At 62.9% G+C, this 19,506-nt stretch carries 17 protein-coding genes; 15 read left to right on the top strand and 2 right to left on the bottom strand.

Translation table 11 applies throughout. The annotated features are described in order from the left end of the window. Nucleotides 1–13 precede the first annotated feature (13 nt). The 15 genes from ACOYJL_RS09525 to ACOYJL_RS09455 all read left to right on the top strand — a co-directional run bounded on the left by ACOYJL_RS09525 (nucleotide 14) and on the right by ACOYJL_RS09455 (nucleotide 16,552). Entirely contained in the window at nucleotides 14–1,453 is a 1,440-nt protein-coding gene (locus tag ACOYJL_RS09525; protein ID WP_433569996.1) for a UDP-N-acetylmuramoyl-tripeptide--D-alanyl-D-alanine ligase, read from the top strand. Continuing rightward, the gene (gene mraY / locus ACOYJL_RS09520; RefSeq protein WP_433569995.1) at nucleotides 1,450–2,481 is read left to right on the top strand and encodes a phospho-N-acetylmuramoyl-pentapeptide-transferase; all 1,032 of its coding nucleotides are present in this window, start codon (nucleotides 1,450–1,452) and stop codon (nucleotides 2,479–2,481) included. Before ACOYJL_RS09525 ends, mraY begins: the two co-directional genes overlap by 4 nt. Nucleotides 2,482–2,495: 14 nt before the next feature. Continuing rightward, the gene (murD, locus tag ACOYJL_RS09515) at nucleotides 2,496–3,935 is read left to right on the top strand and encodes a UDP-N-acetylmuramoyl-L-alanine--D-glutamate ligase (RefSeq protein WP_433569994.1); all 1,440 of its coding nucleotides are present in this window, start codon (nucleotides 2,496–2,498) and stop codon (nucleotides 3,933–3,935) included. Nucleotides 3,936–4,141: 206 nt separating this feature from the next. Then, complete coding sequence (ftsW, locus tag ACOYJL_RS09510; RefSeq protein ID WP_433569993.1) at nucleotides 4,142–5,674, top strand: putative lipid II flippase FtsW; 1,533 nt, start codon at nucleotides 4,142–4,144, stop codon at nucleotides 5,672–5,674. Next, nucleotides 5,664–6,794: a UDP-N-acetylglucosamine--N-acetylmuramyl-(pentapeptide) pyrophosphoryl-undecaprenol N-acetylglucosamine transferase gene (locus ACOYJL_RS09505; protein ID WP_433569992.1), complete on the top strand. Its 1,131-nt coding sequence runs from the start codon at nucleotides 5,664–5,666 to the stop codon at nucleotides 6,792–6,794. Before ftsW ends, ACOYJL_RS09505 begins: the two co-directional genes overlap by 11 nt. A gap of 164 nt (nucleotides 6,795–6,958) precedes the next feature. Further along, entirely contained in the window at nucleotides 6,959–8,395 is a 1,437-nt protein-coding gene (gene murC / locus ACOYJL_RS09500) for a UDP-N-acetylmuramate--L-alanine ligase (protein ID WP_433569991.1), read from the top strand. Continuing rightward, complete coding sequence (gene murB / locus ACOYJL_RS09495) at nucleotides 8,395–9,309, top strand: UDP-N-acetylmuramate dehydrogenase (RefSeq protein ID WP_433569990.1); 915 nt, start codon at nucleotides 8,395–8,397, stop codon at nucleotides 9,307–9,309. Before murC ends, murB begins: the two co-directional genes overlap by 1 nt. Nucleotides 9,310–9,317: 8 nt before the next feature. Then, nucleotides 9,318–10,736 (top strand): cell division protein FtsQ/DivIB, encoded by a 1,419-nt coding sequence (locus ACOYJL_RS09490; RefSeq protein ID WP_433569989.1) that lies wholly within the window; start codon nucleotides 9,318–9,320, stop codon nucleotides 10,734–10,736. Between the two features lie 333 nt (nucleotides 10,737–11,069). Further along, complete coding sequence (gene ftsZ / locus ACOYJL_RS09485; protein ID WP_433569988.1) at nucleotides 11,070–12,212, top strand: cell division protein FtsZ; 1,143 nt, start codon at nucleotides 11,070–11,072, stop codon at nucleotides 12,210–12,212. Nucleotides 12,213–12,216: 4 nt separating this feature from the next. Beyond that, nucleotides 12,217–13,017: a polyphenol oxidase family protein gene (locus tag ACOYJL_RS09480; RefSeq protein ID WP_433569987.1), complete on the top strand. Its 801-nt coding sequence runs from the start codon at nucleotides 12,217–12,219 to the stop codon at nucleotides 13,015–13,017. A gap of 35 nt (nucleotides 13,018–13,052) precedes the next feature. After that, nucleotides 13,053–13,790 carry a YggS family pyridoxal phosphate-dependent enzyme gene (locus ACOYJL_RS09475; RefSeq protein ID WP_433569986.1) on the top strand — a complete coding sequence of 246 codons (738 nt, stop codon included), beginning with the start codon at nucleotides 13,053–13,055 and terminating at the stop codon, nucleotides 13,788–13,790. A gap of 55 nt (nucleotides 13,791–13,845) precedes the next feature. Then, nucleotides 13,846–14,574, top strand: a complete 729-nt coding sequence (locus ACOYJL_RS09470) for a cell division protein SepF (RefSeq protein WP_433569985.1) — start codon at nucleotides 13,846–13,848, stop codon at nucleotides 14,572–14,574. Nucleotides 14,575–14,577: 3 nt separating this feature from the next. Further along, the gene (proC, locus tag ACOYJL_RS09465) at nucleotides 14,578–15,402 is read left to right on the top strand and encodes a pyrroline-5-carboxylate reductase (protein WP_433569984.1); all 825 of its coding nucleotides are present in this window, start codon (nucleotides 14,578–14,580) and stop codon (nucleotides 15,400–15,402) included. Nucleotides 15,403–15,410: 8 nt separating this feature from the next. Continuing rightward, nucleotides 15,411–15,671 (top strand): YggT family protein, encoded by a 261-nt coding sequence (locus tag ACOYJL_RS09460; RefSeq protein ID WP_433569983.1) that lies wholly within the window; start codon nucleotides 15,411–15,413, stop codon nucleotides 15,669–15,671. A gap of 182 nt (nucleotides 15,672–15,853) precedes the next feature. Then, nucleotides 15,854–16,552 carry a DivIVA domain-containing protein gene (locus ACOYJL_RS09455; protein ID WP_433569982.1) on the top strand — a complete coding sequence of 233 codons (699 nt, stop codon included), beginning with the start codon at nucleotides 15,854–15,856 and terminating at the stop codon, nucleotides 16,550–16,552. A gap of 116 nt (nucleotides 16,553–16,668) precedes the next feature. On the opposite strand, the gene ACOYJL_RS09450 is transcribed toward ACOYJL_RS09455, so the two are convergent. Together ACOYJL_RS09450 and ACOYJL_RS09445 are read right to left on the bottom strand one after the other, a co-directional pair. Next, a complete protein-coding gene (locus ACOYJL_RS09450) occupies nucleotides 16,669–17,550 on the bottom strand; it encodes a TIGR03915 family putative DNA repair protein (RefSeq protein ID WP_433569981.1) in 882 nt (293 codons plus the stop codon). Between the two features lie 67 nt (nucleotides 17,551–17,617). Further along, entirely contained in the window at nucleotides 17,618–19,072 is a 1,455-nt protein-coding gene (locus tag ACOYJL_RS09445) for a putative DNA modification/repair radical SAM protein (protein WP_433569980.1), read from the bottom strand. Nucleotides 19,073–19,506 lie beyond the last annotated feature (434 nt).

Raw genomic sequence — 19,506 nt, 5'->3', positions numbered from 1 at the left:
CTTGGGAGGAACTTTGATTCGGATTTCGGTCCAGGACCTTGCGCTCGTCACAGGCGCCAGCATCCTCGAGGGTGCCGGCGTTTCTGTGAGCGGGTCCGTTACCATTGACTCTCGCTCTGTCGGGAAGGGAGACGTCTTCGTGGCGTTCCCTGGCGAGAAGGTCGACGGCAACGCGTTTGCCGCCAATGCAATCAACGCTGGCGCGAGCTGCGTCGTGCTCTCTGCGGAACCAGCCGAGGGAGTCTTGGGTCTCGCTCGGGAGAAGGGCTGCGCCGTCGTGCGTGCCCAGCGCGACGACTGCACGGAGTTCTTGCTCCGGCTTGCCCACGAGTGGAGGAGCCGCCATCCAAAGTGGCTCGTCGTAGGGGTCACGGGCTCGGTCGGCAAGACCACCACGAAGGAGTTCCTGCGCGCTGGCATCGCGTCGGGCAAGCGCGTTCACGCCACTGAGGGGAACTTCAACAACTTGATCGGCCTTCCGCTTACGGTGCTGAGCGCGCCCGATGACGCCGAGGTGCTCGTCTGCGAGCTGGGCATGAACCATCCCCACGAGATCGACCGCCTTGCTGCCTGCTGCGCGCCGACGCTTGCCGTTATCACGAACGTGGGCACGAGCCATATCGGCCTTCTCGGCTCCCGCGAGAACATCGCGCGCGCAAAGGCCGAGATCGTCACGGGCATGGTCGAGTCTTGCGGGGTGAAGCCTCTTCTGGTTCTTACCAGCGCAAACGACTACACGCAGTTCATAGTTGACGGCTTTGCGAAGCCTGCGGGGATCTCGACCGAGCTCGTCGGATCCGCCGCGACCGACGCCGTCCGTGCGTCCGACGTCACGGTGACGCCTGAGGGCACGGCCGAGCTTACGGTCTCGATGCCTGACGGCTGGAGCCGCCACGTAGCGCTTTCCGTGCGGGGCAAGCAGGCCGTCCCAGACTTCCTGCTTGCCTTGGCCGTGGTCGACGCGCTTGGCCTTGACCGCGACGACGCCTGCAGCGCCATGGAGAAGATGCAGGCAACGAGCATGCGCCTGGACGTCCAGACCTCAGCGTCTGGCGTACGTGTGATTGACGATTCCTACAACGCGAGCCCTAGCTCGATGGGCGCCGCGCTCGATGTTCTCTCTGAGATGGCCGCAGATGGGCGCCGCGTGGCTGTGCTGGGCGAGATGGGAGAGCTCGGCGACGAGGCAGAGCGCCTTCACGGCTACGTGGGCGCCTATGCCGCAGCCAAGGGGCTCGACATGCTCGCCTTCATTGGCACTGACATGGCAGCCCAGATGGCCGAGGCCGCCCGCACGATGGGCGCCTCCGAGGACGCCATCAACATGTTCCCGACAGTTGAGGCCGCAACCGAGGCACTTGCCCCCGCGTTCCAAAAGGGCGACCTTGTTCTGGTGAAGGCATCGCGTTCAGCTGGCTTGGACGCATTTGCGAGGGGAGTGCTTGCTCGATGATCGGAAATCCCGCCTACCCAACCTACCAGGTGTTTCTTGCCGTAGGCATCTCGGCGCTCATCTGCGCCATCATCATGCCGTTTTTCATCAGGCTCATGAAGCACGAGGGGGTCGGCCAGCAGATTCGCGCTGACGGCCCGCAGCGTCACCTCATCAAGCAGGGCACGCCTACGATGGGCGGCGTCATCATCCTGCTTTCTGTGGTCTTGACCTGCGCCCTTCTCGCGGACTGGACCTCTGATTTGATCTTGGCCGTGCTTGCCACGCTGGTCACCGGCTCGCTCGGCCTTCTGGACGACATCGAGTCAGTCGCCCACCATCGCTCGCTCGGACTTACGCCCTCGCAGAAGATGATCGGCCTGATCTTGATCTCGGTCGTCTTCTGCCTCTGCGCGGTCAACATCTGCAACATCGACCCCGCCATCCGCTTCCCGGGTGGTGGCTCGATTGACTTGGGCGTGCTCACGACCGACTTCCACATAGGCGAGACGAACATCCGCGTCCCCTGGCTCTACGTCCTCTTTGTCTTTCTGCTTATGGCGGGCATGTCCAACTCCGTCAACCTGACCGATGGCCTGGACGGCCTTGCCGGCGGCTGCGTGCTCGTGGTCATGCTCATGATGGCCATGGTCGCCTTCAGCTATGACGAGGTCAACCTCGCCATCTTCGCCGCGTCCATCTCGGGTGCCTGCGTGGGGTTCCTCTGGTACAACAGCTATCCCGCGAGCATCTTCATGGGCGACACGGGGTCTCTTGCCATGGGCGCTGCCTTTGCGGCGCTCGCGGTTCTCACCCGCACCGAGATCTGCTCTCTTGTGATGGGCGGCATCTTCATCATCGAGGCCCTCTCGGTCATCATTCAGGTGATCAGCTTCAAGGCGACGGGAAAGCGCGTCTTCCTCATGGCGCCGCTGCACCACCACTTTGAGAAGAAGGGCTGGAGCGAGACGAAGGTCGTCATCCGCTTCTGGATCGTCTCCGCCGCGTTCGCGGCCCTTGGATTTGCCCTGTACTTCCAGCTTGCCTAAGGGAGGCGTATCTCATGTCTGCTCGTGACGAGAAGAGCGCGCTGCCTCAGCTCGGCGACGTCTGCGTCTTGGGAATCGGTGGCACCGGAGCCGCCGTGTGCCGCTACCTTGCTGCGGTTGGAAGGCCGCGGGTGAGCTCGATTACGCTCTATGGCGGGAAGTCCTCTCACGAGGGCGACGTCACCCGCGAGCTCGAGGCCCTTGGCGTGCGCTGCGTCTTGGGAACCGAGCAGATCGAGGGCTCCTACGACCTGGCGATCGTCTCTCCGGGCATCCCCGAGCCTTCGGCGTTCTTCCGCGCGGCCAAAGAGCACGCCGCTGACGTGGTCGGGGAGCCCGAGTTCGCCTATCGCGAGAGCCCGAGCAACTGGGTGGGCATCACCGGAACCAACGGCAAGACCACGACGACCACGCTCGCCACGCAGATTCTGCGCGCGGGCGGCATGGACGCCGAGGCTGTAGGCAACATCGGCACCATCATCACGAGTCGCCTGGCCGGGCGCCCCGAGAGCTCTTGGTTCGTGGGCGAGCTCTCGAGCTTCCAGCTTGCAACCACAAGCAAGCTCCATCCGCGCGTGGCCGCCATCATGAACGTCACGCCCGACCACATTGAGTGGCACGGCTCCATGGAGGCCTACGCCGCCGCCAAGGAGAAGCTCTTTGCAAACCTGACGCCCTCTGACCTCGCCATCGTCTATGACGGAGACGCCTGGTGCCGCGCCATCGCGTCTCGCCTCGAGCAGCGCGGACTTCGCGTGTGCCATGTTGACGTTGACAAGGACCCCGGCACGCCCTGCGCCGCGTTTACGCATAACGGCAAGCTCGTGGTGCGCCTAGACGGTCACGACACCGCCTTGGTCTTCGTCGACGAGCTGCCCATCAAGGGCGAGCACAACGTGGAGAACGCGCTCGTTGCCTCCGCCATCGGCCTTGAGCTTGGCGTCGACGCCAGCAAGGTTCGCCAGGCGCTTCTCGCCTTCTCGGCGCTCGAGCACCGCATCGAGCCCTGCGGCGAGGTGGGCGGCGTGCGCTTCGTGAACGATTCCAAGGCCACCAACACCGATGCGGTCGAGAAGGCCCTGACCGCGTTTCCGGCTGGCACGGTCGACCTGCTTTTGGGCGGCCACGACAAGGGCACCGAGCTTGGCTCGCTGGCGCGCTCCGTCGTGTCGCATTGCCGCGTGGCGGTCTGCTACGGAGAGGCTGGCGAGCGCATTGCCCAGGCGCTCGAGAAGGAGATTGGCCGCACGCACTCAACGAGCCTCGAGGTCGTGCGCGCGCCGCACATGCGCGAGGCCTTCTCAGAGGCCTGCGAGCGCGCCCACGAGGGAGACGTCGTTCTTCTCTCGCCGGCATGCTCGTCGTTTGACGAGTTCCACAACATGGAGGAGCGCGGCGAGCTCTTTAAGAAGCTGGTCGCCGAGCGGGTGAGCGCAGGAAAGGTACGTGCGTGAGGAACTACTATGACGGCATAGGGGAGGGTGCAGCTGCTCTTGGGAGGAGTGGCTCTACCAGTCGTGCCCGCTCGAACTCGTTTGAGCGCAGCACAACGCGCAGCCGTTCGGGCAGGTCAGGCCGCTCGGCCAGGCGTGCGTCCCGCGACCGTTCTAGACGCGAGGAAGACGTCGACCGTGAAATATTGGGCGTTCCGGCGCGTTTCATGAAGCCGCGCATCATTCTGATCGTTGTTGCGGCCGCCCTCATGTGCTTTGGCTTCGTCATGATCTATTCGGCCTCCTCGATAACGGCGATGAGCTCGTCCAGCACCAACTACGACCCCGCCTACTACCTCAAGCGCCAGGTCTTTTTCGCCATCGCCGGCATTGTCCTCGCATTCATCATTGGGTCGCAGGACTATCACCTGTGGTCGCAGCGCCTGATCTATACCCTCTACGCAATCACCCTCGTGCTTTTGGCCGTCGTGTTTTCCCCAATCGCGGGTCAGGATGCCTATGGCGCATCTCGCTGGATCTCGATCGGGCCCTTCACTTTGCAGCCCTCCGAGTTTGCCAAGATAACGGTCGTGCTCATGGCAGCCAACCTTGCGTCGCAGTACTACGACAGACACGAGCTGGACGGAGCAACGTTCGCGAAGAGGCTCGGCGTCTTTGTCGGCGTGCCGCTGGTCATGATCTTGGTCCAGCCCGACAAGGGCTCCACGATCATCATCGCCATCTCGCTCCTCGTTATGGCATACCTTGCGGGCATGGACCGCAGGCTTGTGATCGGGATTCTCGTCTTGGGCGCAGTGGGCGTAGTCGTCATGTCGCTCAAGGACGACTACTCGCGCCAGCGCATCCTTACGATGCTCGATCCCTGGGAAGACCCCTATGGATCGGGCTACCAGCTCATCCAGGGCTTCTATGCCTTTGGGTCGGGAGGGCTTTTTGGCGTCGGCATCGGCATGAGCCGCCAGAAGTACTCCTACCTCCCCATGGCCTACAACGACTTCATCTACGCCGTGATTGGCGAGGAGTGCGGCCTTGTGGGAACGCTCGGCGTGCTCGTCGGCTTCGGCATCTTTGCCTGGGCGGGGTTCCGCATCGCGCGGTATGCGCCCGACATGTGCGGCAGGCTCATCGCCGCGGGCTGCACGTCGCTCATCATCGTCCAGCTGCTTGTCAACGTCTGCGGCGTGCTCGGCATAATCCCGCTCTCGGGCAAGCCCATCCCGTTCCTCTCGTACGGCGGCTCCACGATCATCTCGTGCGTCATGATTGTGGGCATGCTCGTGTCCGTCTCGCGCTCGTCGAGCCTGCCGGAAACCGACTATGAGAGAAGCAGGAGAAGCTGGCAGATGGCGCGCGGCGACGAGTCGGGGGAGCCTGACATCGACGGCTCGTTTGTCGGCACGCCGACCCCGCGCTCCTCTCGCTATTCGCATGGCTCCGCCGACTACTACGGCAGCGCCGGCACGCCCAGAGGCCGCAGGTCGCTTCCTGATGATTCCGCCAGAGACCGCAGCCGGTCTGATGACGACAGCGAGAGAAGGCGCAGCTTCAGGGTCGTGAGCGGAGGCGCGTCGAGATCTGGATCAAGCCGCTCCGGTCGCTCTGCTCGGAGCTCGACGTCTGCAGGCAGGCGCGAGCGCATAGACCTCGGGCCAAGCGCAACCGAGCGCCTGCGGGGGAGCAGCTCGTCAAGTCGCCGCAGCACTAGGAACAACGGAAGGGGAGACAGGCGTGACAGATAGGAAGCTCGAGGTTGCGATTGCCGCTGGAGGTACGGCTGGCCACATCAACCCTGCGCTCGCTCTTGCCGAGGAGCTCAGCGCGCGCGGCCATCACGTGCGCTTCTTTGGGCAGACGGCAAAGCTTGAGGGAACGCTTGTCCCGCAGGCTGGATTTGACTTCACGCCCATCGTCGTGACTGGTTTTGATCGGTCGCGGCCATGGACGCTCGTCTCGGCCCTCGTGCGCGAGCATCACGCCCGCTCCGTTATTGAGGGCACGTTTGACAAGCTCGGCGTGCCCGACGTGGCGGTTGGCTTTGGCGCCTATGTCGAGCTTCCGCTGATGGACTCGTGCCGCCACCGCAAGGTGCCCTACGTGCTCCACGAGCAGAACTCCGTCGCCGGTCTTGCCAACCGCACGCTTGCCTCCCATGCCAGTCGCGTCTGTATCGCGTTGCCGCAGGCAAAGAGCGCCTTCGAGGGCAAGGCTGCCGACTCTGCCATCGTAGTCACCGGAAATCCCGTGAGAAGGAGCGTCCTTGGCGCCTCTCGCGAGGCCGGTCGCTCTGCGTTCTCAATTCCCGACGACGCAACGATGCTTCTCGTCTTTGGCGGAAGCCTTGGCGCCAAGCACGTGAACGACGCCGTGGCTGCGCTCAAGGACAAGATCTTGGCGCTCCCAGACGTCTATGTGGTGCATTCGACGGGCAAGGAGCTCTACGACGACGTCGTGGACGAGCTGGCGCTCTCTGACCAAGAGAGGAAGCGCTGGCAGGTCGTGCCCTACATCTCGAACATGGGGGAGGCGCTCGCCGCATCTGATTTGGTGCTTTCCCGCGCCGGCGCGTCCTCGATTGCCGAGATCGCGGCCCTTGCCGTCCCGAGCGTGCTCGTTCCCTACCCGCTGGCGACGGCAGACCACCAGACAACCAACGCGCACTTCTTGGTGGACGCTGGCGCGGCGGTCCTTGTGCCTGACGACAAGCTCGACGGCCCCGCCTTTGGCGAGGGGCTTCTGGAGCTTCTTCAGGACGGCGAGAAGCGTCAGCGCATGCGCCAGGCCGCGCGCGGCCTGGGGCAGGCTCGGGCTGCAGCGGCGCTGGCAGACGAGGTAGAGCGCGCAGCAGGCTCTCGCTCCTAGCACGCCATTGCCGGCGCTCAGCTCTTTTATTGCTGCTAAGTCCGTGTTGCCTGCCCTCCGCGAGTAGGAAGGCAGGCATTTTCGGCTAGAGTAGATAGGCTAGATGATAGGTTCCCCCGACGCGGCCGCGTCGGGGTCTCAACTTCAGCAAAGGGGCTTCTCACATGGCTGATACCACCTCTGACCAGAGAATTTCCAAGGTCCACTTCATCGGAATCGGCGGCGCTGGCATGAGCGGCATCGCACTTGTGCTCAACTCTCGTGGCTGCACCGTCACGGGATCTGACCTCAAGAACTCCCACTACGTGCGCGAGCTTGTGGATGCCGGAATAGAGGTCGCCATCGGTCACTCCGCGGCAACTATCGACAACGTTTCGCCCGACGTCGTCGTCACCTCAAGTGCCATCCCCGAGACAAATCCCGAGGTCGTCCGTGCGCGCGAGCTAGGCATTCCCATCTGGCCGCGAGCCAAGATGCTCAGCTACCTCTCGCTCGATCGCGTGACCGTGGCCGTTGCCGGCACGCATGGGAAGACCACCACGTCCTCCATGATTGCGACGATGCTCGACCGCCTTGGCTGGGACCCGTCCTTCCTGATTGGCGGCGTCGTCGAGGGCTATGACACCAACGGCAAGAACGGCGAGGGAAAGTACTTCGTCTGCGAGGCCGACGAGTCCGACGGCTCCTTCCTCTACCTTGACCCCGACGTCGTCGTGATCACCAACATCGAGGCCGACCACCTCGACCACTATGGCAGCCTCGAGAACATCGAGAAGGCCTTCTGCAAGTTCATGAGCCTCGTGGGACCTGAGGGCACCGTCGTGGTCATGGGCGACAACCCCCACTTTGTCGAGCTTGCCCACTCTACGGGCCGCCACGTGGTCACCTACGGCTTCAACGAGGACAACGACTACGTCTGCGTGCCGCGCCCCAAAGAGACCCCTCACTCGCTTGCCATGAGCTTCGACGTGAAGCTCCCTTCTGGCAAGAGCGTGCCTGTCACTATCAAGTCCAATCCCGGACGCCACAACATGCTGAACGCCACCGCCGCCATTGCCGTGGCGGATGTCCTCGGCGCCAACGTGGAAGACGCAGCGCGCGAGCTCTCCGAGTTCAAGGGCGCCCGCCGTCGCTTCACCCACGTGGGAGACGTCGACGGCGTCACGGTCGTGGACGACTACGGTCATCACCCCACCGAGATCGCCGCCACGCAGCAGGCCGCCTCAGAGCTTGGCTTCAAGCGCATCGTCTGCGTCTTCCAGCCGCACCGCTACAGCCGCACCAAGGCGCTGGCGTCACAGTTTGCCCACGCCTTTGACAATGTGGACGTCCTTCGCGTCATGGACGTCTTTTCGGCCGGCGAGATGCCCATCCCCGGCATCTCGGGCAAGACCGTCTACAACGAGGTCAAGTCTGCGGGCGTCGTGCCCGACGTCAAGTACGTCCCCAATCGCCGCGAGCTTATCGAGAACCTCTGCAACACCGTGCAGCCTGGCGACTTGCTGATCACCCAGGGCGCGGGCGACGTCACCCAGATTGGCCCCCTGTTCATCGAGGCCATGCATGAGCGCGACGAGAAGAGCGGTTCGGAGAGCAAGTGATGGGCGTCTATAACGCATACATGAGCCTTTCGGGGGCAATCGAGGCGGACGTTGTCAGAAACGAGCGCCTCTCTCGTCGCACCACCTATCGAATTGGCGGTCCAGCGGCGCTTCTCGTGTGCCCGCACACCTATGAGGCCCTGCTCAAGACGCTTGAGGTTCTGCGAGAAGAGCGCGTCGAATGGGTCATCTTGGGGCGAGGGTCCAACGTGCTGGTGTCCGACCGTGGGTATGGGGGATGCGTGATCGTGCTCGGCCGCGAGTTCTCGCGCATGAACTTCGCAGACGATGGCACGGTCTGCGTGGGCGCCGGCATGGCCCTGATAAAGGTCGTGACCGAGGCCATGAGGCGGTCTCTTTCGGGCCTTGAGCCGCTTGCCGGCGTTCCCGGCACGGTCGGAGGCGCAATCAGCATGAACGCCGGCACGCGCCACGAGTGGATCAGCGAGGTCGTGCAGGACGTCGTGTGCCTCCGCCCTGGAATGGGGCTCGTGCGCTATCCCGCCTCGCAGGTCGAGTGGGGCTACCGAACGACGTCGCTTCCCACCAACGAGATCATTCTTGAGGTAACGCTCGCGCTCAAGCCCGGAGACCACGCCAAGATTTCTGCCGACATCGAGGAGCGCATCCGTCGCCGCAGGAGCACCCAGCCCATGGGCAAGCCGTCCTGCGGTTCGGTCTTCAAGAACCCCGGCGACCGCTCTGTCGCCCTCATGATCGAGGGCTGCGGCCTCAAGGGCTATCGCCAGGGTGGCGCCGTCGTTTCTGGCACGCATGCCAACTTCATCATCAACGATGGGGGAGCGTCCGCAAACGACGTCATTGCGGTGATGACCCACATCCATAGCTGTGTGCAGGAGAAGTACGGCGTTGATCTTCAGCCCGAGGTAAAGCTTCTTGGATTCGGTGCGTAGGGGGATTTGTGGCAAGCGACCAGAGCAGAAAGCCCACGCCGCGTAAGGACACGCGCGCTACCAGGCGCGGCTCGACCTCCTCGTCAAGCCGCTCAGCCTCAACGCTGAAGATGTCTTCCTCCGCAACGAGGAAAAGCTCTCGACCCCAGCGCCAGAAGCGCTCGTCGTCGCTGGAGCTGCCCAAGCGGCAGAGCGTTGCCAGCGCGGCGCGAGGACGCGGCACAGCGAGCAAGCAGGCGCGGCCGGTCGCACAAGACGGCTCTTCTCGCAAGGGCGGCGGCACGCGCCCTGCGTTTCTTGACAACAAGTCCAATCGCGCGAGCGCGCCTGTGACTCGCCCCCAGAGCGGTCGCGAGGCCAGGCAAGCGCGCGCCAGACAGGTAAAGACCGAGGGGCTCGTCAACATCGTTGGCCGCGTGCTTGCCGTGGTGGTCGTTGTGGCCGTGATTGGCCTAATCGCCTATCTCATCCTGAGAAACACCTCTGTCTTCGAGATCACCACCATAGAGACGGAGCCCTCCGAGCACGTGAGCGTGGAGGACATCCAGAACCTGGCAAAGATAGAGGAAGGAACGACGCTTCTCAACGTTGACGAGGAAGCGATTAGCAACAGCCTCAAGAAGAATCCTTGGGTCGAGTCGGTTACCATCACGCGAGAGTTCCCCAACACGCTCAAGATCACGATAAACGAGCGCAAGGTTTCCGCCGTCGTTGTCATGAGCTCGCGCTCTGTTGCATGGTATTTGGGGGAGGGCAACATTTGGATCGAGCCGGCCCAGATCGAGGTCTCTGACGGCCAATCGACTGACGACGCGGCGCTTGAGATGGCCTCGTCGGTGGGTGCCATCCTCATCACCGGCGTGCCCTCTACGGTGAACCCCGTGGCAGGAGCGACCGCGACGGATGACGTGATTGCTGCGGTAGACGAGTACCTCGACGGCTTCTCCTCCGACTTTGCCTCCCAGATCGTGAGCTTTGAGGCGACGAGCGTCGACAGCATCTCGTGCGTGCTCTCCAGCGGGATTGAAGTCTCGCTCGGCTCGCCAACGAACATCTCGGCGAAAGAGACCGTCATCGAGGAGCTCATCTCCGAGTACTCTGGGCAAATCACCTACATCAACGTCCGCGTGCCGTCGAACCCCTCGTACAGAAAGATTGACTCCACCAACGTGACGTCCGGTTCTGGCGCCCTCGGAGGGACGACATCGACCGACTCGTCGAGCACCTCTGACACCAGCACGACCTCCGACACGACGGACAGCTCGACTACGAGCTCGGACACGAGCTCCACCTCAACCACGGACTCGAGCTCGTCTGACACGTCGGACAGCTCGAGCACGTCTGACTCGGAGACGTCCACGACCGACTCAAGCACCACGAGCGACTCCTCGACAGACTCAACCTCAGCCTCTGGGAGCACCGAGTAAAGCCTCAACTTCTGGAGAATTGACGTCCTCCGAAAGGCCCTGCGCGAAGGTCTTGGGAATGGGTACATTCAACTAATACTTGAAACTTTTTGCCGCCTAAAAAATAGGTATCTAGCAGGGGTTTTCACCATTTGCACAAAATTGTTGACGAACGGGGTTGGGTTGTGCAAATATACGCTGCTTTGCAACAGCCATCTGGTTTAACTTGAGGTTTAGGGTTTCTACCAGCGACTCTGCGGGCAGTTTTAGTTGGACCGTAAGAGACGAAGCAGCAGTGCGCCACAGAAAAGATGGCTATGGGGCCAAAGGGGCCCAGCCAACGAGGAGGAAACGATGAAGGACACCGAGGTCCCCAGCAACTATCTCGCCGTGATTAAGGTCGTCGGCGTCGGCGGCGGCGGCACGAACGCAGTCAACCGCATGATTGAGGAGGGCATCCGCGGCGTCGAGTTCGTCGCCATCAACACTGATGCCCAGGCTCTTGCCATCTCTGATGCGGACATCAAGGTGCACATCGGCACCGACATCACGAAGGGCCTTGGCGCTGGCGCCAACCCCGAGGTTGGCCAGGAGGCTGCCGAGGAGAGCCGCGACGAAATCAAGCAGGCTCTTGCCGGCTCCGACATGGTCTTCATCACCGCAGGCGAGGGCGGCGGCACCGGCACCGGGGCAGCCCCCATCGTCGCTGACATCGCCAAGAACGACGTGGGCGCGCTGACCGTCGGCGTCGTCACCAAGCCGTTCACCTTCGAAGGCCGCAAGCGCGCAGGCTCGGCTGCCGAGGGCATCAAGAACCTTTCCGAGAACGTCGACACGCTCATCGTCATCCCGAACGACCGACTGCTCGACCTCTCCGAGAAGAAGACCACGATGCTCGAGGCCTTCCGCATGGCAGACGACGTGCTGTGCCAGGGCACCCAGGGCATCACAGACCTCATCACCGTCCCCGGCCTCATCAACCTCGACTTCGCAGACGTCTGCACCATCATGAAGGGCGCCGGCACGGCCATGATGGGCATCGGCACCGCCTCCGGTGACTCCCGCGCCACCGACGCGGCCGCCGAGGCCATCTCCAGCCCGCTGCTCGAGACCTCGCCCGAGGGCGCGACGCGCGTCCTGCTCTCCATCGCCGGCAACAAGGACCTCGGCATCCAGGAGATCAACGACGCCGCCGACCTCGTGGCAAAGAACGTCGACCCCGAGGCAAACATCATCTTCGGCACCGTCGTCGACGAGTCTTTGGGCGACCAGGTTCGCGTGACGGTCATCGCCACGGGCTTCAGCGACTCCAACATCCAGCAGCCGCTGCCCACCATCACTCCGGCCTCGCGCCCGAGCTCTTCGAAGGGCTCTTCTCGCTCCCAGCAGCGCAGCTACAACAATCCGCCCGCGGCCGCCTCTCGCCCCTCTTCCGGCTCGTCCAACGACAACAAGGAGTTCGACATCCCGGACTTCCTGAAGCACAGCCGCATCTAGAGCCATGACCAGCCCCTCGCTCACACGATACGTCTCGCGCGGAGTGACCCTGATCGGAGACCAGTCGGTTCCCGATGGGGTCACCCTCGCCTTTACGGAGCGAGAGGGAGGCGTCTCTTCAGGTGGCTATTCGTCGCTCAACCTAGGCGACGCATGCGGCGACGACCCTGCCGCCGTTGCCGAGAATCGCCGCCGCGCGCTTGCCGCAATCGGGGCAGAGGGCCTCGAGCAAAGGCTCGTGAACCCCAAGCAGGTCCATGGCGACAACGTGGTCGTCGTGAGGGCAGGCGACGATGCGAGCGTGGCCGCCGCGCAGCGCTCGGCTCGCTCCGGAGCCGATGCCGTCGTGGTGACGGCAAGGCGCGTGCCCGTGCTTCTGTGCTTTGCTGACTGCGTTCCCGTAATCATCGTGGCGCCGGGAGGATTTGCCGTCGCGCACTCCGGGTGGCGGGGGACGATAGCCAAGATCTCGGCCAAGGCCGCTCGCACGCTCATGGACGAGGTCGGCTGTGGCCCCTCCGAGCTTCTCGCCTACGTGGGGCCGCACATTGGCGGCGCCGACTACGAGGTCTCGGAAGAGCTCGCCGTGCGCTTTTCGGACGCATTTGGCAGCCATGTGCTCGTCTCGCCGCGTCACCTCGACCTTGGCGCTGCGGTCATGGATGCTCTTGCCGAGGCAGGCGTCTCGCGCGAGCAGGTCTCTTGCGTCGACGCATCGACGGCCTCGGCGACAGACAGGTTCTTTTCCTACCGCGCCTCCGGCGGCTCGTGTGGCCGCCATGGCGCGATAGCTGCAATGCTTTAGGCGCGCGAACGTGCGCGCAGGATTGGGGGTTTGTTTTGGATAGCGAGAATGCGGAGGAGTATTTCGCGTTTCTCTCCTCGCGCAGACGGCAGATTCTTCAGGCGATCGACGAGGCGGCGCGCCGCGCCGGTCGTGACGCCAAAGAGATTGAGCTTCTCGCGGTGTCCAAGACGGTGGACGTCGACGCTGTCGCGCTTGCTTGGAAGGCCGGATATCGCGCGTTTGGCGAGAACCGCCCTCAGGAGCTTGTGCGCAAGCTTGACGGCGTGGCCGCCCACCCAGAGATGGCCGGCGTGCGCTTTGACATGATCGGCCACCTCCAGACCAACAAGGTAAAGGAGGTTGTCGGAAACGTCACGCTGATTCACTCCATCTCATCCATGCACCTTGCCGAGGCGGTCTCAAAGCGCTCTGTGATGAAGGGCGTTGTGAGTGACGTGCTCGTCGAGGTCAACATACTGGGGGAGCAGTCCAAGTCTGGCTTCTCGCCGGAGGAGGCCCGCCAGTCAATCGAGGCCATGGCCGCGCTTCCAGGCATGCGCATCCGCGGTCTTATGAACATGGCTCCGGCGGCAGATCCCGATGCGGCGAGAAGGTCGTTCTCTGGCCTTCGCGAGCTTCGAGACGAGCTGGCAACAAGGAGCGGGCTTTCTTTGGACGTGCTTTCCTGCGGCATGAGCGACGATTTCCCCATCGCAATTGAAGAGGGGTCCACGATCGTTCGACTTGGCAGGACGGTCTTCGATCCCAACTATGCACCGGTAACGCGTTAGACGGACTTTATGGCAAGCGGGGGCTCAGGCGCCCGCGCGGAGGAATGAGGGCATCATGGGTTTCCTCGATAACATCAAGAATCGTTTGCACCGAGACGACGACTACTACGATGACGACGAATATTACGACGACGAATACGACGACCAAGACGCCCCGCGCGACCGCGGCTACGGCCAGCCTCGTCCTACCAGCAGCGCCACCAAGCTCCTGGGCAACACCTCGCGACCCGAGGCGGAGAGCGTTTCGGTCTATACGCGCTCCGGTCGCCCCGTGTCGCAAAATGGAGGCAGCGACTATGACCGCGGGCAGGACATGCCCTCGCGCGCCTCTCAGTCCGGCTGGCAGGACGATGGGTATAGCGGCGGTTACACGCCCTCAAGCTCCTCTTATGGACAGCCCTCGTCGGGCTCTTCGTACACGGCGCCAACCTACGACGCGTCCTACTCCACCAGCGTGGGCACGCCTACGGCCAGCGAGCCCAAGACGTCCTCGCGCGTGACGTCTGGTCAGCTCCCTGCATACGTTCTGCGCCCGGTCTCCTACGAAGACGTGCAGTCCGTCGTGCGCCGCGTGCGCACCAACCAGCCCGTCATCCTGATCTTCAAGGGGACCAACATCGAGACCGCAAAGCGCATCCTCGACTTCTGCTACGGCCTGTCCTTTGGCATCGGCGGCGAGGTCCAGGCGCTCGGCGACCGCGTGTTCGCCGTGCTCCCCAAGGGCATCCAGCTCTCTCAGACCGACATTGACAAGCTCGTCAATGACGGCGACCTGGAGAGGTAGCTCATGGGACAACTCATCAATGCCACGGTCGGCGTCATCGGCGCTGGCTCCATGGGCTCCGCCATCGCTTCGGGCCTTGTCGCTTCCGGCGCAGCCGATGCGGCCAACGTGCTCGTCTCTAATCCGTCTGCGGGGCGTCTCGAGCCGCTTGCCAAGCTCGGCATCCGCACCTTCCAGGACAACAACGAGATGCTCATGCAGCAGCCCGACGTCGTCGTCCTTGCGGTGAAGCCCCAGATTCTTCCCGACGTCCTCTCCGCGCAGAGGGAGGGGCTTTCCGGCAGGCTCGTCATCTCAATTGCCGCGGGCGTCGCCATTGCCTCTCTCGAGTCTTGCCTTCCCGAGTCGAGGGTCATTCGCGCCATGCCTAACCTTCCCGTCCAGGTGCTCTCTGGCGCCACGGCGGTGTGCGCGGGCACCTGCTCTACAAAAGAGGACCTCGACCTGGCCGTGGAGATCTTCTCAGCGCTTGGCACGGCGTCCGTGCTTCGCGAGGACCAGCTTGATGCCGAGGGAGCCGTCGTGGGCTGTGGCCCCGCCTACGTGGCGCTGCTCGTAGACGACCTGACGCGCGCGGGCGTCGAGCACGGCCTTCCTGCCGCTGCGTGCCGGCAGATGGTGCTCTCCACCATGCGCGGCGTGGCCGAGCAGCTCCTGCGCTCTGGCGAGAACCCTCGCGCCTATATGGAGAAGGTCACCTCGCCGGGTGGCACCACCGCCGCTGGTCTTCGCGCCATGGAGTGCGGCATGTTCAAGTGTGCCTGCGACGGCGTCGATGCAGCTCTTGAGCGCACGCGCCAGCTGGCTTCCCCATCCGACAAGCAGTAGGAGCGTTGATGTATCAGCTTGCCAACCTTGTGGTTAACCTGTTCAGGATTTACAACATCTTGATTATTGTGTGGTGCATCCTCAGCTGGATTCCTCGCGGAGCGGGCATCGTCGATGACTTTCGTTATGCCATCGGAAGGCTCGTCGAGCCTTGGCTGAGCATCTTCAGAAGGTTCATCCCGCCGCTTGGCGGCATCGACTTCTCGCCCATCGTGGCGATTCTTGCGCTGGAGCTGGTTGAACGACTTATTCTGATGATCTTGGTGTAGCGCCTGGGGCTCGGATATGCGCAACGAGTCCTTACAGCAAGTTTTTGGTTGCGCGTTTCGTTAATGAAGTTGCATGTAGATGCATTTGCCGCATATCGGGTATCATGCCCAAAGGGCTATACTTGTTCGATGTGATGACCCGCTTCAGGCGGCGTCTGAAAGAGATAGCGAAAGGGAAAAAGATGGCAATCACACCAGCAGATATCGAGCAGCAGACCTTCTCTCCCTCCAAGCACGGCTATGACACCGAGGAGGTTGACGCGTTTCTGGAGCAGCTCTCCAGTGAGGTCGACGCCATGCTTCAGAAGATTGCAGACCTTAAGGGCCGCCTGAACAACTCTGAGCAGCAGCTTGCCGCCGCGCAGGCTCAGGTCGCAAACCTTCAGGAGCAGGTGAGCAACGCCGCGTCGTACGAGAACGTCGAGGTCACGCCCGCACCGGCGCCTGCGCCCGTTGCCCAGTCCGACAGCATGATTCCTACCGAGCACCAGATCTCTCAGGTTCTCATCGTTGCCCAGCAGAGCGCCGACAAGATGGTTGCCGATGCGCGTGACAACGCCGAGCAGATTCGCTCCGAGGCCGAGCAGAAGGCCCGCGAGGTCATTCGTCAGGCGCTTGCCGAGAAGCAGAACGAGCTGGACGAGATCGATCGCCTGAAGCAGTCCCGCGAGGACTTCCGTTCAGAGTACAAGAAGCTTTTGCAGCACTTTATGGATGATGCTGACGCCGTGTTCCCGCAGCAGACGCTTTCCTCCTCGCTCAATGGCTCTGGCTCTATGGCGTCTTCGTCCTCTTCTTCCGTGAACGTCTCCGCGCAGCAGCCCAAGGTAGCGTCTCCCACGCCGAACGGCTCTGCGAGCGACTTTGGCGACCTTGACTAGGCTCCGCTTCGCCACTGGTCATAACGGCTTGTATGCAAGAGAGGCTCCTGTAGGAGCCTCTCTTTTTTGTTGGCGAAGGTCTTGGCTAGGGGCTGCTGAGGCGGACTGACGCTCCGTCATTCGATCATGCCCCGCTTTCTGCCCGCGGCCTGGCCTGCCGCGTTGTCGCCACGGCTTCTGTTGGCGCCCTCATTTCTATAGCGCTCGGGCACATAGGTGCCGGGATTGTCTGTGCTCGGGTCGAGCTCGGGAAGGCCTTCCCAGAATCGCTTTGGCATGAAGTGCATTCTGAGGTCGTAGCCGCGCCCCTCGATGCCGCGCCCCTCAAAGGAAAGACCGTCGTAGACCCGCTTCCACATGGCGCGGACATAGCGCTCGTCGTCTGCGAGGTCGTTTCTGCCTGAAAGCTGCTCGGCAAGCTCATCGTCGAGTGTGACCAGCGTGGATTGCTTGCTCTTCTCCCTGTGAAACGCAGCGACGTGATGGCGAGGATCGATGATGCAGAATCGCTCCTCTGTCATGCGTCGCACGAAATGGCCAGCCGTCAGCGGGATGGTGTTGTCTTTTGGGCTAAACGTTGCCGCCCACGAGCCATCCGACAGATGCGAGAAGCGCACGAACTGCTTGGTGTGCTCCACCTCGCCCGAGACGCGCCGCGCAAGGTCGGTGAACGCGACCACCGTGGGGTCAGAGACGAGCCAGCGGACTTCCTTTCCGCGTGCGAAGGCCAACCGCAGGTAGCGATGCACTACCTCGGGCATTGACTCGTCATCTGCCGCGCATGCCAGCATGAGGTGATAGGTGGATGCGCCATGGGCTTTTGCGCCCTTGAGCACGCGCTGGGCAAGCCCAAGGGCGCCGTCGTCTATGGCGGGGCCCATGTCGACGGCCTCTTCTCCCAGCATGGGCTGGAAGCAGTCTTGCCGCGCAAGGCGTACGCGCGCGGGATCGGCGTGCGCAAGATAGGTTACGCCTACGGCCGAGAGCACCCCCTCCAAGGAGGGCTGCGTCAGAAGCGCCGCCTGCCCTTGCCTCTCAAGAGCCTGCCTGAGCTGAGTGATCTGTCTAGAACAAGGTGAGCTGCTCTGGCTGCTCAGCGCGCCTTCTCGCTTTGTTATAGGCGCTTTGCTTGGCATCGCTCACCACCCTCTGCCGGATGAGCCCCTCATCAAGCGGGCACGATGGGTCGCGCTGCCCCGAGCAGCTTAGGAAGTAGCGAGCGCGCTTGAGCGTTACGCGCATGCGCTTGAGGTCTTCGAAGGTGAGCCTTGCGCGCGTGCGGGCGGCAACAATGCGCCGCGCGCCTACCGGCCCTACGCCGGGCACGCGCAAGAGCAGCTCGAGCGGAGCGTCCATGACCTCGACGGGGAAGAGGTCAATGTGCCTGAGCGCCCAGGCGAGCTTTGGGTCTATGTCAAGGTCGAGCCAAGGCTCTTCTGGCGTTGCCAGCTCGTCCGGCTTGAACGCGTAGTAGCGCATGAGCCAGTCAGCTTGGTAAAGGCGATGCTCGCGACGCAGGGGAACCGGCGTTCCAACCTCTGGAAGGCGCTCGTCGTCCATCATGGGGATGTAAGCGGAGAAGAACACGCGCTTGAGGTCGAAACGTTGGTAGAGCGCGTTTGAGAGCGTCAGGATGCGGTTGTCGTCCTCGGGCGTGGCGCCGATGATGATCTGCGTTGACTGCCCGGCTGGCGCAAAGCGGCGCTTGCTGGGAGAGATGCCGGGGTTCTGCCGAAGCGTGAGACGAGAGCCGTTGGCGTACAAGGGCGGGGGAGCGCACTCGACTTGGGCGTTTGCGCTTGCAAGCACGCGCTTGCTGGCATTGTCGGCATCTGGCAGCCTCTTTCCTCCCTTGCCCTTAGGGGCGGCAGCCGAGAGCCGCGCGCGACCGCGCGTCTTTCCGTCCGAGAGCGCAAGCGCCTCTTGCTCGCGCGTATGGAAGATCTGCGACATGGGTCTTGTGACCGACTTGGCGTCTTTGTCGGGGCAGAGCAGCGTGAGCGAACCGGAGCTTGGCAGCTCGAGGTTTGAGGACAGGCGGTCGGCTAGGTGCCCCAGCTGGTCGATGAGCTCGGGAGAGGTGCCAGGGATCACCTTGGCATGCACGTAGCCATTGAAGCGCAGCTCTTCTCGCAAGATCTTGAGGCACTCTATCATGCGCTCTGACGTCTCGTCTGGGGTGCCGAGGACGCCGGACGAGAGAAAGAGCCCCTCGATGTAGTTGCGCTTATAGAAGTCGACGGTGAGCTCCGCAAGCTCGCGCGGGGTGAAGGTTGCCCGCTTGCATGACGCGGAGCGGCGGTTGACGCAGTAGGCGCAATCGTAGGTGCAGGCATTGCTCATGAGCACCTTGAGCAGCGTGACGCAGCGGCCGTCCGGCGTGAAGGAGTGGCAGCACCCGGCGGGCGTTGCGACGCCAATCTTGCCCTTGCGGGGCCCGCGGATTGACCCAGAGGACGTGCATGCGGCGTCGTACTTTGCCGCCTCGGCAAGGATGCCAAGCTTATCAAGGGTGTCCACGAAGCCTCCCCTCGGATGCGAACCTCTGTTCGAGACAGTGTACACCCTGCCACTCATACGTACAAGTGTTCTTATCTAAGAATCGGGCGCTAGTTGCCTCTGCGCTGCGCGGGCGTTTATTCCACTGCGACAAATCGGGCGTCCGTTCCTGTCTTTGCGAACAATGCGCCAGGTCCTTCCGGAGAGAACAATCAAGGCTAAAGAGCCCTCCGCTTCGCTCGGACGGGCATGTCGCTAGGGGAGCGCAAACGAAAGGAGAAAAGATGTCAGAGACAGGCGGCATTGACTACAAGAAGAAGGCGATGCGCTCGGTCGTTGCGATGTCCATCAGCTCGATGTTCTTGTGCAGCTTCGGCATCGTCGGCGTCGTTATGCTTGGCGACATCGCGACGCAATGCGGAACCGATACCACCCAGGCGGCATTCTTCTTCACG

Source organism: Tractidigestivibacter sp. (genome assembly GCF_050946515.1).
GTDB lineage: Bacteria > Actinomycetota > Coriobacteriia > Coriobacteriales > Atopobiaceae > Tractidigestivibacter.
The sequence above is the reverse complement of the archived record's forward strand: the minus strand, read 5'-3'. Positions and strand labels throughout refer to the sequence as shown.